Origin of the sequence: Propionicimonas sp. (assembly GCF_047606205.1) — a bacterium.
Taxonomy (GTDB): domain Bacteria; phylum Actinomycetota; class Actinomycetes; order Propionibacteriales; family Propionibacteriaceae; genus Propionicimonas.
In genome coordinates, this window is sequence record NZ_JASGES010000227.1 from 1 (window position 1) to 15165 (window position 15165).

A 15165-nucleotide genomic window follows, 5' to 3' on the forward strand; every position below is an offset into this window, starting at 1 on the left:
CGCGGCTCCGCCGACGGCCGGGCCCGCCGGGTCGACGGCGCCCGCCGCTGCCGCCCCGGTGGCGACGCGGACCGGGACCTTGCTCGGTGAGGACAAGATCCGCCGGATGCGCGTGGCCACGGCCAATGTGATGAGCGGCAGCGCGCTGGTCCCGCAGTTCACGGTGTTCCGGGTGCTCGACCTGGGTCGTCTGGCCCGGGCGAGGGAGCGGTCGCTGAAGGGGATCAGCTGGACCTCGATCCTGGTCCGCGCCTACGCCCTCGTGCTGCGGGAGACGCCGCAGCTCAACGGGTACTGGGTGGGCGACGGCGTGCAGGGGAACGACCGGGTCGGCGTGTCGCTGGCCGTCGACACTCCCCAGGGACTGCTGGCGCCCGTGGTGTCCGACCCGGACCGGATCACGCTGCGCGAACTCGACCGCACGATCCGCGAGCTGGCCGAGGCGATCAAGGGCGGACGGATCGACCCGAACCTGTTCGCGGGGGGCACCGGAACGGTGTCCAACCTGGGCGGCATGGGGGTCGACCGGTTCAACGCACTGCTCACCCCGCCGCAGGCCACGGCGCTGTCCCTGGGACGCGTCGGTCGCCGGCCCACGGTGGACGCCGACGGTGAACTCGCGGTACAGATGGCGTGCGAGGCCGGGCTCACCGTCGACCACAGGGCCGCGGACGGGGCGGACGCTGCGCGGGCACTCGAGCTGATGCAGACGTTCCTCGCCGACCCCGTGCTGCTGCTGGCCTGACAGGGGGGAGAGATGCCGTCGAACCGGTCGCTCGACGCTCTCGTCGCCGCGGCTCGGATGTACTACGAAGAAGGACGCTCGCAGCGGGACGTCGCCCGTGCCCTCGGCCTGTCCGAATCGGCGGTGTCGCGGACCTTGGCAGCCGCGAGGGACGCCGGCGTCGTGCGCATCGTCATCCACGACCCGAGGCTGCTGGTCGACCGCGTCCCCCGGCTGGAGGCGCGGCTGGAGGAGACCTTCGGGCTGTCCGGGGCCTGGGTGGGCACGGGCGCGAGCGACCTCGGGCCGACCGAGATCGTGGCCCGGCTCGGAGCCCAGCTGTTCTCCGACCGGCTCTGGTCGATGCGCAGGGTCGGCCTCAGCTGGGGCAGCACGATCAGCAGGCTGGTCGAGGTGATCGAGGCCCAGCCTCCCTCGCCCGATCTGGAGTTGCTTCCGCTGGTCGGCGGGTCGTCCGAACTGGACACCGCACCGTCGGGAACCACCTCGCTCTACACGCTCGCCCAGAAGCTCGGCGTCCGGGCCCGCCGGATCGACGCCCCGGCGATCACCGAGTCGCCCGAGACCTGCGCGGCGATCCTGCGTGAGTCGACCGTCCGCAGCGCCCTCGACCTCGCCGCCACGGCCGACACCGCGTGGGCGGGGATCGGGTCGGTCGGCGTTCCCGGCGGGAGCAGCGAGCGGTTGCTGGCCGCGATGAGGCTCTCCGCGGACGAGGTCGCCCAGGTCAGGGCGGAGAACCCGGCCGGCGACTTCTGCGGGCGGTTCTTCGACGACGAGGGCAAACCGCTGGTCGGTCCCACCTCGACACGGGTGATCGGGATCGACTTCGACGCCCTGCGCGCGGTCCCGACCGTGGTGGGACTCGCCGGAGGAACAGGCAAGGCGCGGGGGGTTCTCGCCGCGCTGCGCACGGGTGTCATCGACATCGCCGTCCTGGACGCCGAGCTCGCCGACGAGGTGCTGCGCCGCCACGCCGCCACCAGCCGAGCGACGGCCCGCGTCCGCTGAGCCGGCGCCCGGCGGAATTCGGGACGGCCCCGGCGGTGGTGCCGCCCGGCAGGTCCGGATCGAGAGGGCATTGTCGAGTGGCCTCCTGGCCGGTGCGGGCGCGGGGTCGGGGACGCCTATACTTCCCTGCGTGTCTGAACCAGTAGTGGCCGTCGTCGTCGCTGCCGGTTTGGGCCGGAGGTTCGGTGGCACCAAGCCCAAGCCGACCCTGCGCATCCTCGGCCGCGCCGTTGTCGCCGTCGCCGTGGAGGGTCTCGCAGCCGGGGGCTGCACGGACGCGGTCGTCGTGATCAACGGCAAGGTCTCCGGGGCGTTCAAGGCCGCGCTGGCCGGTTCGCCGATCCCCGTGATCACCACTCCGGGCGGGGACACCAGGCAGCAGTCCGTCCAGCGGGGCCTCGAGGTCGTCCGCACGCATCCGCGGCTCTCGAAGGCGCGGGTGGTGCTGGTCCACGACGCCGTGCGTCCGATGATGCCCGCCTACGTGGTCGAGAACGTGATCGGGGCGGTCCGCGACGGTGCGGTGGCGGTCACCCCGGTGGTGCCGGTGACCGACAGCATCCGGGTGGTGCCGAACGGCGACGAGTCGGAGAACGAGCCCTTCGACCGCTCCAAGCTGCGCGCCGTCCAGACCCCGCAGGGGTTCGACCTGGACGTGCTCCTGGACAGCCACGACCGGATGGCCAGGGACGGGATCGAGTTCACCGACGACGTGTCGGCCTGTGAGCAGAACGGCCACCGGGTCACGCTGGTGCCCGGCTCGCGGATGGGCATGAAGATCACCGAGCCGGCCGACCTCACCATCGCCCGGGCGCTGTGGCGCGTCCGGGCCAGCCTCGGCCACCACTCGGGCAAGCGGTTCTGGCGGCAGTGGAGGAAGGAGCTGGGCCGGTGAGGACGGGCATCGGGACGGATACGCACGCGTTCGCTGCGGGCGTCCCTTTGTGGGTGGCGGGCCTGCACTTCCCCGACGAACCGGCCGGCCTGGCCGGCCACTCCGACGGCGACGTCGCCGCGCACGCGGCCTGCGACGCGCTGCTGTCCGCCGCGGGGCTGGGTGATCTGGGCAGCAACTTCGGCACCGACCGCCCGGAGTGGGCCGGCGCGAGCGGAGTCACCTTCCTCGCCGAGACGGCGTCCCGCGTCCGCGCCGCCGGCTACCGTGTCGAGAACGTCGCCGTCCAGGTGATCGGCAACCGCCCGCGGCTGGCCGCCCGCCGGGCGGAGGCGGAAGCCGTCCTGAGCGCAGCCGTCGGAGCCCCGGTGACCGTCTCGGGCACCACCACCGACGGTCTCGGCCTCACCGGACGCGGCGAGGGCCTCGCCGCCATCGCCACCGCCCTGCTCAGCTCCGACTGACCCGCTCCGTTCGCAGGTGGTCGCGTCGTTCCGACCCCGGGGACGGTTCCCTACTCGGTCCAGTCGCGTCGGCGTGGTCGCGTCGTTCCGACCCCGTCCGGACCCAGGGACGGTTCCCTACTCGGTCCAGTCGCGTCGGGTGGACCGAGTAGGGAACCGTCCCCGGGCTTGCCGTGGAACGGGGGCCGACTGGACCGGGTGGGAAGCCGTCCGCTCGGGCCGCTCACGCGGGACGGTTCTTCGTGCGGGTCCCTCGGCTACCGCACCGAGCTGGTCGGCGCGGTGTAGGTGTTGCACTTGCCCATCAGGGTGTTGGTCTGGCCGGTGAGGAACCACGCCTTGCGCGACTTCCCCAGGCCGTGGTCGCCCTGGATGGCCGCCTGGCCGCTGAGGACGTCGTCGCCGAGGTTGTAGAACACGTCCCCGAGATTGGTCAGGTCGGCGGCGGTGAGCCCCGACGAGGGTCCGACGGCCTCGGTGAACATCCCGGAGAAGCAGTCGGCCTGCACCTCGAGGCGGCGGGAGTACACCTTGGCCTGGGCGCTGGAGACCTTCTGCTCGAAGGCCATCGACGAGATCAGGATCCCGGTCCGGGCCTGGATCGTGTGGCCGAACTCGTGCGCGAGCACGGATTCGACGACGAACGGGTCCTTCTGCTGATCGGCAGGGAAGATCTTCCACAGCGGTTTGGCGTAGTAGATGCGCTGGTCCGCCGCGCAGTAGACGGCGTTGACGTCGTCCAGCTTGCCGCAGCCCGTGGTGATCGGCTCGGTGTAGACGGTGACCGGCGGGCGCGGCAACTCGTAGCCGGCGCTCTCCAGCGGGCCCGACCACACCCGCCAGAGGCAGGCGGTCAGTTCGTTCAGGTGGGTGGTGAGTTCGTCGACCGACGCCGTGGTCATGTCGATCCTCGGCACCTGGCAGTCGGTGGGCACCGGCGCCGACTCGTTGTAGACCGGGTTGTTCGTCAGCCAGGTCTCCGCCTCGTCGTAGGTCGTCGGCTGCGGGAGGTCGGGCGGGTTCGTGTCCGGGGAGGGGACGTTCTGCGCGCTCGGTGGCACGGACGGGGATGTCGTCTGCTCCGTGCCCGGCGTCGCCACGTCCTCCTCGCCACCGTTGAGGTAGTGGAGCAGGGCGAACGCGAAGAACGCGACACCCACGACGAGCACGAGGCCCAGCAGGAGGCTGCCGAAAGGGTTCTTCCTCGGGCCGCCCGGCGGGTAGGCCCCGCGCGGTGGGGCGAACGTTCCCGGTTGGCCGTAGGACGGCTGCCCGAACGGCGCCTGCGGAACCCCGGGCGCCGGGTACTGCTGAGGTGCCGGGTACGGGTGCCCGGCCGGGTTCTGCTGGCCCGCCGGGGCCTGGCCGTAGCCCTGCGGGACCTGGCCGTAGCCCTGCGGCGCCTGTCCCTGCCCGTAGGGCTGCTGCTGGCCCCATGCCGGGGTGCCGCGGTTCCAGTTCTGCTGCTGCGGCCACGGCTGGCTCTGGTTCCCCCACTGCTGCGTCACGCCGTCAGCCTAAACGCTGCACTTGTCGCAGCGGCAGGGGTCAGCACCGAACCACCCTGTGGCGCGGACACCGTGCGCCACTAGTCTGTTCCCAGCTTCTGCACAGGTGAACGGGGGAGTGGGCCATGGGTGTGACCCTGACCGGATGGCGGCGAGGTGCGGCGGTTGCCGTGGGAGCTGTCGCGATACTGGCCTGCCTCGCGCCGCCGGCGCAGGCGGCCGAACAGGTGAGCAGTTACGCGGTGAAGGCGACCGTCAACACCGACGGCACGCTCGCGGTCGTGGCCACCATCACGTTCGACGGCGCCGCGCCCTCCGACGTCCAGCAGGTGTTCGACACCACCACCCGGACCGCCGACCGGCTCGAGTACCGGTACACGCTCAGCGACGTCACGGCGACCAGTGACGGCAAGGACCTCGGTGCCAGGGTCAGCACCGCGGCCACCACGACGACCGTGGACGTGCCCACCGCAGGCACGACCTCTCCGATCGTCCTGGGCTACACCGTGCACGGCGCGGCCCTGGCCACCCCCGAGGACACCACGACGATCAGTTGGCCGCTGCTGCAGGGGCTGAACCTGCCGGTGGCCACCTTCGACGCCGAGGTCGCCGTTCCCGCGCTGTTCACGCTGATCGACTGCGCGGCGGGCGACCCGTCCGCCCCGGGCGCGTGCACCTACTACTCGGGCGGCACCCACGACAGCCCGACCCCCACCTTCCACCACGAGGGCGCCACGGCCGGGCAGGTGGTCGTCGCCACGCTGCGGTTCCCGTCCAGCGCTGTCGCGGCGAACCAGGACGTCCGCGAGATCTGGTCGCTCGACCGGGCCTTCTCCGCCGCACCCCTGCCGCTCGGCATCGCGCTCGGCCTGCTCGTGCTGGGTGGCCTCGCGCTGTGGGCCGCGCATCGCCGGATCGGCAGGGACGCCGCGGTGCCCGCTGCGCCGACGCTGGTGGCAGAGTTCGCCCCGGTGGGGCCCGGACAGAGCGAGTTCCGCGTGCGGGACGGCATCCGCCCCGGCGAGGTGGGCACGCTCGCCGACGAGCGGGTCGACCCGCTCGACGTGACCGCGACCCTGCTCGACCTCGCCGTGCGCGGCCACCTGCGAATCACCGAGCTGTCGCGGGAGTCGGCACACGCACCGAACGACTGGACGTTCGCGCGGTTGCCGGGCACCGGGGCGTTGCTCGACTACGAGCGCACGCTCCTGGACGCGGTCGCGCCGGTCCAGGGCGAGCCGGTCCGGGTGTCGAACCTGGCCGGCAGCGTCGGCGCGGTGATCGGCCAGGTGCAGTCCCAGCTCTACGACGAGGTGGTCGAGCGGGGCTGGTTCGCCCGCCGTCCGGATTCGACCAGGAACCAGTGGGGGTTGCTGGGCTGGGTCGGTCTCGGCCTGGCCGTGCTGGTGACCATCCTGCTGGCGGCCTTCACCTCGTTCGGGCTGGCCGGTCTGGCGCTGGTCGCGCTGGCCCTCGGGGTGCTGTTCGTCGCCCAGGAGATGCCGGCCCGCACGGCGCAGGGCGCGAGCGTCCTCGCCGGGCTGGACGTGTTGCGCGGCAGCCTGCTCACCCAGCCGGTGGACACCCTCCCCGCGGGTCGGGGCGCCCACGAGCTCTCGTCGATCCTGCCGTACGCGATCGTGCTCGGCGGCAAGGAGCGCTGGCTGCAGGCGGTCGCCGACTCCGACGACGATGGCCTGCCGGACTCCACCGACCTCGACTGGTACCACGCGCCGGACACCTGGCACCTCGCCGACCTGCCGGCGTCCCTGGCGAACTTCGTGACCACTGTCCAGGGCACCCTGTTCAGCCGCTGACCCGGCTGCTCCGGCCGGACCAGGAGGAGGATGAGGGCATGCTTCGGTTCGCCACCATCGGCACCAGCTGGATCACCACGCAGTTCGCCGACGCCGTCGCGCGCGTCCCCGAGGTGGAGGTGGCCGTCGTGTACTCCCGGGACGGGGGCCGCGCCGCCGAGTTCGCCGCCCGGCTCGGCGTCGGAGCGTGGAGCGACGACCTCGACGACCTGCTCGGCTCCGGCGCCGTGGACGCCGTCTACATAGCATCGCCGAACGCCACTCACGCCCGCCAGGCGGAGGCGGCACTGCGGGCGGGTCGGCACGTGCTGGTGGAGAAGCCTGCCACCCTGGCGGCGGCGGAGTTCGAGCACCTCGCCAGCCTGGCCGGAGAGGCGGGGCTGGTGCTGCTCGAAGGCATGCGCACCGCCTACGACCCGGGCATCGCCCGCGTCCGCGACCTGGTCGGCGACCTCGGCACCCTGCGCAGGGCGTCGTTGCGCTACGCCCAGCGCTCGTCGCGGTACGACCAGGTCCTCGCCGGCGAGCGGGTGAACATCTTCGACCCCGCGATGGGCGGCGGGGCACTGAACGACCTGGGGGTCTACTGCGTGAGTGCGCTGGTGGACCTGTTCGGCGAGCCGGATCACGTGCTCGCCGCCATGGTCCCGGTCGTGTCGGGCGCGGACGGCGCGGGCGCCGCGCTGGCGGTCTACCCCGGGCTCGTCGTGGACGTCAGTTGGTCGAAGATCACCGCATCCGACGTGCCCAGCGAGGTGCAGGGGGAGCGCGGCACCCTCGTGATCGACCACCTCCCCGCGCCGCGGCACCTCGAGTTGCGACGCCTCGACGGCGGCAGCGAGCTGGTCGAGCTCGCCCTCGAGTCGTTCGACCTGCGCTACGAGGTGGAGCGGTTCGCCGCCCTCTGCGCTGGCACGGTGGACGCCTCCCGCGACCACCGGCGCACGCTGGCCGCACTGCGCACGATGGAGGCGATCCGCGAGGCCGCTGCCCGCGGGTGAGACAGCGCGTGACGTTTCCCACCGAACACGGTGGGAAAAGTCACCCGTTCCAGGCTCAGACCTCCAGGCCCGGGTAGAGCGGGTTGGCGTCCAGCAGTTCCGCGGCTGCGGCCCGCGTGCGGGCAGCGACGCCGTCGGCGAGGGTGTACCTCGCCTTGCCGGGGGCTCCCGCTGCCGTCGGCACCGGCGCGGTCGCCGTCAGGACGCCGGTGATCAGTTCCGCGACGGTGTCGAACTCCGCCGCGCCGAAGCCGCGGGTGGTCAGCGCGGGGGTGCCGATCCGGACCCCGGTGGTGTACCAGGCGCCGTTCGGGTCGTGCGGGACGGAGTTGCGGTTCGTGACGATGCCGGCGTCCAGCAGGGCCGACTCCGCCTGCCGTCCGGTCAGCCCGAAGGAGCCGACGTCGAGCAGCACGATGTGGTTGTCCGTGCCGCCGGTGACCAGGTTCACGCCCCGCTTCAGCAGGCCCTCGGCCAGTGCCTTCGCGTTGTCGGCCACCTTCTGCGCGTAGGTCTGGAAGGACGCCTGCCGCGCCTCGGCGAAGGCCACCGCCTTCGCGGCCATGATGTGCGACAGCGGACCGCCGAGCACCATCGGGCAGCCCTTGTCGACGCTGGGCGCGTACTCGGCCGTGGCCAGGACGAAGCCGCCGCGCGGACCGCGCAGCGACTTGTGGGTGGTGGAGGCGATCACGTCCGCATAGCCGACCGGGTTCTCCTCGCCGGTGAACACCTTGCCGGCGACCAGGCCGGCGAAGTGTGCCATGTCGACGAACAGCGTGGCGCCGACCTCGTCGGCGATCTCGCGCATCCTGGCGAAGTTCACCCGGCGCGGGTAGGCGGAGTAGCCGGCCACCAGGATCAGCGGCCTGAACTCGCGCGCGTCGGCGAGCAGCTTGTCGTAGTCGATCAGCCCGGTCGCCGGGTCGGTGCCGTAGGAGTGCTGGCGGAACATCTTGCCGGAGATGTTGTGCCGGAACCCGTGGGTGAGGTGACCGCCGGCGTCCAGGCTCATGCCCATCACCCGCTGGGAGTTGAACGTCGCCCTGAGCTGCTCCCAGTCCTCCTCGGAGAGGTCGTTGACGGTCTTCGCGCCGAGCCGCTCCAGGGTCGGGCTCTCCACCCGCTGGGCGAGGATCGACCAGTAGGCCACCAGGTTGGCGTCGATCCCTGAGTGCGGCTGGACGTAGGCGTACTCCGCACCGAACAGCTCGCGGGCGTGCTCGGCCGCCACGCTCTCCACGGTGTCGACGTTCTGGCAGCCGGCGTAGAAGCGGTGCCCGATCGTGCCCTCGGCGTACTTGTCGCTGAGCCAGGTACCCATCGTCATCAGCACGGGCAGGGACGCGTAGTTCTCCGAAGCGATCAGCTTCAGGGACGCGCGCTGGTCGGCCAGTTCGGCGCGGGTGGCGTCCGCGATGCGCGGCTCGATGCCCTCGACGACGTCGAGGATCTGGCTGTAGACGGACGATGCGGTGCGGGCGAGATCGGTCAAGGGACGCTCCTCGAGTCGGTGACGCCCAACTCTATCGACACCGCTGTGCGCCGGCCCCGGCCGTCTACCCGGACGCGGACTCCCGCCGCGCGCGGTCCGGGCCGGTGGCCCGCCCGGAGACCACCGCGCGGAGTTGGGGGCGAGCCCGGACTGAGACGGTTCAATGACGTGGTTTCTGTGATCTAATCGTGACCATCCCAGCGCGAGGTGGTCAGATGCCCCCGAAGAACTCCGTCAGCATGCGCGATGTCGCCGTCCTCGCCCAGGTCTCGGTGGGCACGGTCTCGAACGTGCTGAATTCCCCCGATCGGGTCTCCGCGGCCACCCTGCGGCGGGTCAGGGATGCGATCGACAAGCTGGGCTGGGTGCCCAACGAGTCGGCGCGGCAGCTGCGGGCCGGGCGCAGCCGGTCGATCGGCATGATCGTGATGGACATCGCCAACCCGTTCTTCACCGACCTGGTCCGTGGCGCGGAGACCGTGCTGTACGCGGGGCAGTACTCGGTCCAGATGGGCAACAGCGACCAGGACGCGGCCCGCGAGCTCACCCTGCTGGAGCGGTTCGAGCAGCAGCGTGTCGGCGGGGCGCTGTTCGCGCCGATCGAGGAGGGCACCGAACGCGCCCTGCGGCTGCGCCAGCGGGGAATCCCCGTGGTGATCGTGGACAGGGCGAGTGCGAGCTCCGACTTCTGCTCGGTCGGGGTGGACGATCTCGCCGGAGGCCGGCTCGCCGGCCAGCACCTGCTCGACCAGGGCCACCGCAGCCTCGCGTTCGTCGGCGGTCCGAGCTCGCTGGCCCAGGTCAGGGATCGGAGGGCCGGCCTGGAGTTCGCCGTCGAGCAGGCGGGGGGCGGGGTGTCGTTGCTCGCCGTCAGCACGCCCGGGCTCACCCTCGAGGCCGGCGTCAGCAGCGCCGGGGAGATCGCCGCGCTGCCGACGGCGGAGCGCCCGACCGCGGTGTTCGCGGCCAACGACCTGCTCGCGATCGGGCTCCTCCAGGGGTTCGTCACCGCCGGCCTGCGGGTGCCGGACGATGTGGCGATCATCGGCTACGACGACATCGCCTTCGCCGCGGCGGCAGCCGTGCCGCTGTCCTCGATCCGCCAGCCGAGCGCGGAGATCGGACGCCGCTCCGCTGAATTGCTGGTGGCGGAGATCGAGGCCGCCGACGCCGGACGTCCGCACCGCCACGAGACCGTCCGGTTCACCCCGCAGCTGGTCGCCCGGCGCTCCACGCAACCCCGCAGGCCGCGCAAGGGTTGACACGGCCCGCTCTCCATCGGGTATGGTCTTGAATCGTTCGTATGGAACGTTTCAACAGCCAATGGAGGCAGCCGGTGGACAGCACCACAGCAGCGCCGGTACTGGAGCTCAAGGACGTGTCGAAGAGCTTCGGTGCGGTGATCGCACTGCGCCGGGCGGACCTGGCGTTGCGGGCCGGCTCGATCCACGCTGTCGTCGGCGAGAACGGCGCGGGCAAGTCCACGCTGGTGAAGATCATGGCCGGCCTCTACCAGCGCGACACCGGGACGTTCGAGATGGACGGGGCGCCCGTCCACTTCCGGTCGACCGCGGAGGCCAAGGCTGCCGGGATCGCGGTGATCTACCAGGAGCCGACGCTGTTCCCCGACCTGTCGGTGACCGAGAACGTGTTCATGGGCCGCCAGCCCGTCGGCCGGTTCGGCCGGATCGACAAGGCGGCGATGCGCGCGGAGGTCGTCGAGCTGATGAATCGCCTCGGCGTCCGGATCGACCCCGACCGTCTCACCGACGGCCTCTCGATCGCCGACCAGCAGATCATCGAGATCGCCAAGGCGATCTCCCTCGACGCCCGCGTCCTGATCATGGACGAACCGACCGCGGCCCTGTCCGGCGTCGAGGTGGAGCGGCTGTTCGCGGTCGCTCGCAGCCTCCGCGACGAGGGCAGGGCGCTGATGTTCATCAGCCACCGCTTCGACGAGGTCTTCGGCCTGTGCGACACGGTCACGGTCATGCGCGACGGCACCTACATCTCCACCGAGGCGATCGCCGACACCTCCGAGGCCGAGATCGTCCGGCTGATGGTCGGCCGTGAGGTCAAGGAGCTGTTCCCGAAGGTGCCCGCGGAGATCGGCCGGCCACTGCTCCAGGTGGACGGGTTGACGATGGCCGGCACCTTCGCCGACATCAGCTTCACCGTCCGCTCCGGGGAGATCGTCGCCCTGGCCGGCCTCGTCGGCGCCGGGCGCAGCGAGGTCGCCCGCGCGGTGTTCGGCGTGGATCCCTACGAGGCCGGGCAGGTCCGCCTCGACGGGGTCGCTCTCCCGAAGCAGAACCCGGCCGCCTCCATGCGGGCGGGGCTCGCCCTGGTCCCGGAGGACCGGCGCAAGCAGGGTCTCGTGATCGACGCGACGGTGGCGACCAACATCACCGACGCGATCCGGCCGACCCTCACGAAGTTCGGGCTGATCACGGCTCGCAGGGAGAATCACGAGGCCCAGTTGTGGGCCCGCAAGCTGGAGGTGAAGACCGCGGCACTGGACGCCGTGGCCGGCACCCTGAGCGGCGGGAACCAGCAGAAGGTCGTGCTGGCCAAGTGGCTGGCCGCCAACCCCAAGGTGCTGATCATCGACGAGCCCACCCGCGGGATCGATGTCGGCACCAAGTCCGAGGTGCACCGGATGATGTCAGAGCTCGCCGGCATGGGCCTGGCGATCCTGATGATCTCCTCCGAACTGCCCGAAGTGCTCGGCATGGCCGACCGCGTCCTCGTGATGCACGAGGGACGGATCACCGCCGACATCCCCCGGGCGGAGGCGACGCCGGAGACGGTGATGTTCGCGGCCACCCACACCAACGAGGAGGTCGCATGAGATACACCCCACAGAGTTCTTCTCCCCCGCTGCGCTCCTCCGAACAACTCTGCGGGGACCCCGGAAAGAACACCCCACAGAGTTCTTCTCCCCCGCTACGCTCCTCCGAACAACTCTGCGGGGGGCTCGAATGAGCACCGCTCCCGTGACCCCCCTCGCCGGGGAGGCGGCTCGCCCCGGCATCGGCGCCCGGCTCGCGGGCCTCGCCCGCTCGCGCGAGACGGGGATCTTCCTCGCCCTGGCGCTCGTGGTGATCGTCACGACCGTGAAGAACCCCGACTTCCTGTTCAGCGGGGACGGCTGGCGCAACCTGCTGCTCAACCCCTCGATCGTCGCCGTCGTCGCGATCGGCCAGGCCGTCGTGATCATCAGCCGCAACGTGGACCTGTCCGTCGGGTCGATCGTGGGCCTCACCGCCTACCTCGTCGGCTCGACCTTCGTAGCCGTGCCGGGCTTCCCCGTCCCGCTGATCTTCGTGGTCGGCATCGTCTTCGGCGGCCTGCTGGGTGCGATCAACGGCTCGCTGGTGGCGTTCGGAAAGGTGCCGGCGATGGTCATCACGCTCGGCACGCTGTACGCCTTCCGTGGCATCAACGTCGCCTGGACCGGCTCCAACCGGATCAACGCCTCCGACATGCCCGACTCGTTCCTGAACCTGGGCACCCAGCAGATCCTGAGCATTCCCGTCCTGACCATCCTCGCCGTCGCGATCCTCGTCGTGGTCGCCTGGTACATGAACAACACCAGGGGCGGACGCGAGTTCTACGCGATCGGCTCCGATCCGGACGCGGCCGAGTTGTACGGCCTGGCCAAGACCCGGCGGGTGCTGATCGCCTTCGTCGCCAGCGGTGCGGCCTCCGGCCTGGCCGGCGTCCTGTTCGCCGCCCGCTACGGCACGATCAACTCGCAGGTCGGTGACGGGTTCGAGCTCCAGGCCATCGGCGCGGCTGTGATCGGCGGTGTCGCGATCGTCGGTGGCAGCGGGACCGTGCTCGGAGCGGTGTTCGGGGCCTACCTCCTGCTCACGATCAACAGCGCGCTTCCGGTGCTGGGCATCCCGGACTTCTGGCAGCGGGCCGTGGTCGGCGCCCTCATCCTCGGCGCGATCGTGCTCGACCGGGTGCTGGCGCTGCGCCAGTCGAAACGCCTGCACCAGGAGAGGAGTGCCGTATGAGCACGCTCACCAGCGACCGTCCCGACCCCGGCTTCCGGGCCTACGCCGACTTCGGGCGCCCGGCCTGGCGACGGATCCTGTTCAGCCGCGAGACGGCGATCATCGCCCTGCTGCTGGTCGTTGTCATCGCCGCAACGCTCCGGGTGCCCAAGTTCGCCACCCCGGTCACGCTCGGCTACCTGCTCTCCGACATCACGCCGTTGCTGTTCATCGCCCTCGCGATGGCCCCGGTCATGATCACCGGCGACATCGACCTGTCGGTGGGTTCCATGGTCGGCCTGACCAGCGTCGTGGTCGGCCTGTGCTCCCAGGCCGGGCTGGGCATCCCGGTCGCCATCGTGGTGGCGCTCGTCGTCGGGGCGCTGGGCGGCGTCGTGAACGGCCTGTTGGTGACCCGGGTGGGACTGCCCGCCCTCGCCGTCACCATCGGCACCCTCGCCCTCTACCGGGGCATCGCCGTCGGCCTGCTCGGGACGACGGCGGTCACCCAGTTCGACAAGTGGTGGACGGCACTGGTCAAGGCCCGGATCGGGGCCACCGGCATTCCGGTGGTGATGATCCTGTTCGTCGTGCTCCTGGCCGCGTTCGTGGTCATGCTCCACTTCACGCCGTTCGGGCGGGGTGTCTTCGCGATCGGCCTGAGCAAGGACGCCGCCGCCTTCTCCGGCGTCAACGTCGAACGGACCCGCCTGGTCCTGTTCGTCCTGTCCGGGCTCATGTCCGCACTCGCCGGCGTCTACTACGCCCTCTACTACAACTCCGCCCGCGGCGACAACGCGACCGGCCTGGAGCTCCAGGTGATCGCGGCCGTCGTCCTCGGCGGGGTGTCGGTGTGGGGTGGACGCGGCGCCCTCCACGGCGTCGTCGCCGGCGTCCTGCTGATCGGCGTCCTCGCCAAGGCGTTGCAGCTGGTCAACGTCACCTCCGACGTCGTCAGCATCATCACCGGCGTCCTGCTCGTGCTGTCGGTGATCGCCGGCAGCGTCGTCGCCTGGGCGCAGTCCAGACGGGTGCGGCCCGCGTCCGCAGCCGTGAAGACCTCCTGATGGAAACCGGGGCTCGCCCCATCAACACCGTCGGTCCCAGTGTGGGGCCCGACCAAACGAAAGGATCACCCATGATGCTCGGTAAGTCCCGCGTGGGACTGCGTGCGTTGGCGGCGGTGGCGGCGTCGAGCCTGCTGCTGGCGGGTTGCTCGTCGGCGACGTCGTCGTCTCCGGCCGCGTCCCAGGAAGCGTCCTCCGCCGCTGCGAACCTGACCATGACGTTCCTGCCGAAGAACCTCGGCAACGCCTACTTCGACACGTCGTTCAAGGGGGTGCAGGCCGCGATCGGCACGCTGGGTGGCACCGTGACCCAGGTCGGCCCGGCCAAGGGCGACGACCCGGCCGGCCAGGTGTCCTACATCAACACCGCGACCCAGCAGCAGGTCGGCGCGCTGATCGTGTCGGCCAACGACAAGTCGGCGATCTGTGACTCGCTGAAGGAGGCGATGACCGCGGGAGTGAAGGTGGTCACCTTCGACTCCGACACCGAGGCCGACTGCCGGGACCTGTTCGTGAACCAGGCGACCGCAGAGGGCATCGCGAAGGTGCAGGTCGACATGATCGCCGACCAGATCGGCGACTCCGGCGAGATCGCGATCCTGTCCGCCTCGGCGAACGCCACGAACCAGAACGCGTGGATCGAGCTGATGAAGACCGACCTGGCGGCGAACCACCCGAACATCAAGCTGGTCGACACCGTGTACGGCAACGATGACGACCAGACCTCGTTCGACAAGACCTCGGCCCTGCTGCAGTCGCACCCGAACCTGAAGGGCATCATCTCCCCGACCACGGTCGGGATCGCGGCGGCGGCCCGGTACCTGTCGAAGTCGGACGCCAAGGGCAAGGTGGCGCTGACCGGTCTGGGGACGCCGAACCAGATGCGTGAGTACGTCAAGGACGGCACCGTGACCGAGTTCGCGCTGTGGAACCCGCAGGATCTGGGCACCCTGGCCACCTACGCGGCCGCGGCCCTGATCAAGGGCGAGATCACGGGCGCCGAGGGTGACAAGTTCACCGCCGGCGACCTGGGCGAGTTCACCGTCGGGGCGGACAAGACCGTCCTGCTCGGCGACCCGTACAAGTTCAACAAGGACAACATCGACCAGTTCAACTTCTGAACTGGCCACCGTGGTGCCCGGCCGGAGGGCCGGGCAC

General features: G+C 71.0%; 13 protein-coding genes. 11 read left to right on the forward strand and 2 right to left on the reverse strand.

What is annotated here, in order from left to right; all coding sequences use genetic code 11:
* The 4 genes from QM633_RS14200 to ispF all read left to right on the forward strand — a co-directional run.
* A partial coding sequence (locus QM633_RS14200; protein ID WP_415154415.1) for a 2-oxo acid dehydrogenase subunit E2 occupies positions 1 to 745 on the forward strand: 745 nt, incomplete at its 5' end.
* 12 nt (positions 746 to 757) lie between these two features.
* A complete protein-coding gene (locus QM633_RS14205; protein ID WP_415154416.1) occupies positions 758 to 1756 on the forward strand; it encodes a sugar-binding transcriptional regulator in 999 nt (332 codons plus the stop codon).
* Between the two features lie 130 nt (positions 1757 to 1886).
* Positions 1887 to 2651, forward strand: a complete 765-nt coding sequence (gene ispD / locus QM633_RS14210; RefSeq protein ID WP_415154417.1) for a 2-C-methyl-D-erythritol 4-phosphate cytidylyltransferase — start codon at positions 1887 to 1889, stop codon at positions 2649 to 2651.
* A complete protein-coding gene (gene ispF / locus QM633_RS14215) occupies positions 2648 to 3115 on the forward strand; it encodes a 2-C-methyl-D-erythritol 2,4-cyclodiphosphate synthase (protein WP_415154418.1) in 468 nt (155 codons plus the stop codon). Before ispD ends, ispF begins: the two co-directional genes overlap by 4 nt.
* A gap of 257 nt (positions 3116 to 3372) precedes the next feature.
* Here the strand turns inward: ispF and QM633_RS14220 are convergent, their stop codons facing one another.
* Positions 3373 to 4623 carry a neutral zinc metallopeptidase gene (locus QM633_RS14220; RefSeq protein WP_415154419.1) on the reverse strand — a complete coding sequence of 417 codons (1251 nt, stop codon included), beginning with the start codon at positions 4621 to 4623 and terminating at the stop codon, positions 3373 to 3375.
* Between the two features lie 125 nt (positions 4624 to 4748).
* On the opposite strand from QM633_RS14220, the gene QM633_RS14225 reads away from it, so the two are divergent.
* Together QM633_RS14225 and QM633_RS14230 are read left to right on the forward strand one after the other, a co-directional pair.
* On the forward strand, positions 4749 to 6440 hold the full coding sequence (locus QM633_RS14225; RefSeq protein ID WP_415154420.1) for a DUF2207 family protein: 1692 nt from the start codon (positions 4749 to 4751) through the stop codon (positions 6438 to 6440).
* A 38-nt stretch (positions 6441 to 6478) separates the two neighbouring features.
* Entirely contained in the window at positions 6479 to 7441 is a 963-nt protein-coding gene (locus tag QM633_RS14230; protein ID WP_415154421.1) for a Gfo/Idh/MocA family protein, read from the forward strand.
* 55 nt (positions 7442 to 7496) lie between these two features.
* On the opposite strand, the gene QM633_RS14235 is transcribed toward QM633_RS14230, so the two are convergent.
* Positions 7497 to 8936 carry a glycine hydroxymethyltransferase gene (locus QM633_RS14235; protein WP_415154422.1) on the reverse strand — a complete coding sequence of 480 codons (1440 nt, stop codon included), beginning with the start codon at positions 8934 to 8936 and terminating at the stop codon, positions 7497 to 7499.
* A 215-nt stretch (positions 8937 to 9151) separates the two neighbouring features.
* Here QM633_RS14235 and QM633_RS14240 point away from each other — a divergent pair, with 215 nt between their 5' ends.
* The 5 genes from QM633_RS14240 (at position 9152) to rhaS (ending at position 15128) form a co-directional block, all read left to right on the forward strand.
* Complete coding sequence (locus tag QM633_RS14240; protein WP_415154423.1) at positions 9152 to 10198, forward strand: LacI family DNA-binding transcriptional regulator; 1047 nt, start codon at positions 9152 to 9154, stop codon at positions 10196 to 10198.
* Between the two features lie 74 nt (positions 10199 to 10272).
* The gene (locus QM633_RS14245; protein WP_415154424.1) at positions 10273 to 11787 is read left to right on the forward strand and encodes a sugar ABC transporter ATP-binding protein; all 1515 of its coding nucleotides are present in this window, start codon (positions 10273 to 10275) and stop codon (positions 11785 to 11787) included.
* Between the two features lie 130 nt (positions 11788 to 11917).
* On the forward strand, positions 11918 to 12961 hold the full coding sequence (locus tag QM633_RS14250) for an ABC transporter permease (protein ID WP_415154425.1): 1044 nt from the start codon (positions 11918 to 11920) through the stop codon (positions 12959 to 12961).
* On the forward strand, positions 12958 to 14007 hold the full coding sequence (locus tag QM633_RS14255) for an ABC transporter permease (RefSeq protein WP_415154426.1): 1050 nt from the start codon (positions 12958 to 12960) through the stop codon (positions 14005 to 14007). The genes QM633_RS14250 and QM633_RS14255 overlap by 4 nt, the downstream gene beginning before the upstream one ends.
* A gap of 71 nt (positions 14008 to 14078) precedes the next feature.
* Positions 14079 to 15128, forward strand: coding sequence for a rhamnose ABC transporter substrate-binding protein (gene rhaS, locus QM633_RS14260; protein WP_415154427.1), 1050 nt, complete (start codon positions 14079 to 14081; stop codon positions 15126 to 15128).
* Positions 15129 to 15165 lie beyond the last annotated feature (37 nt).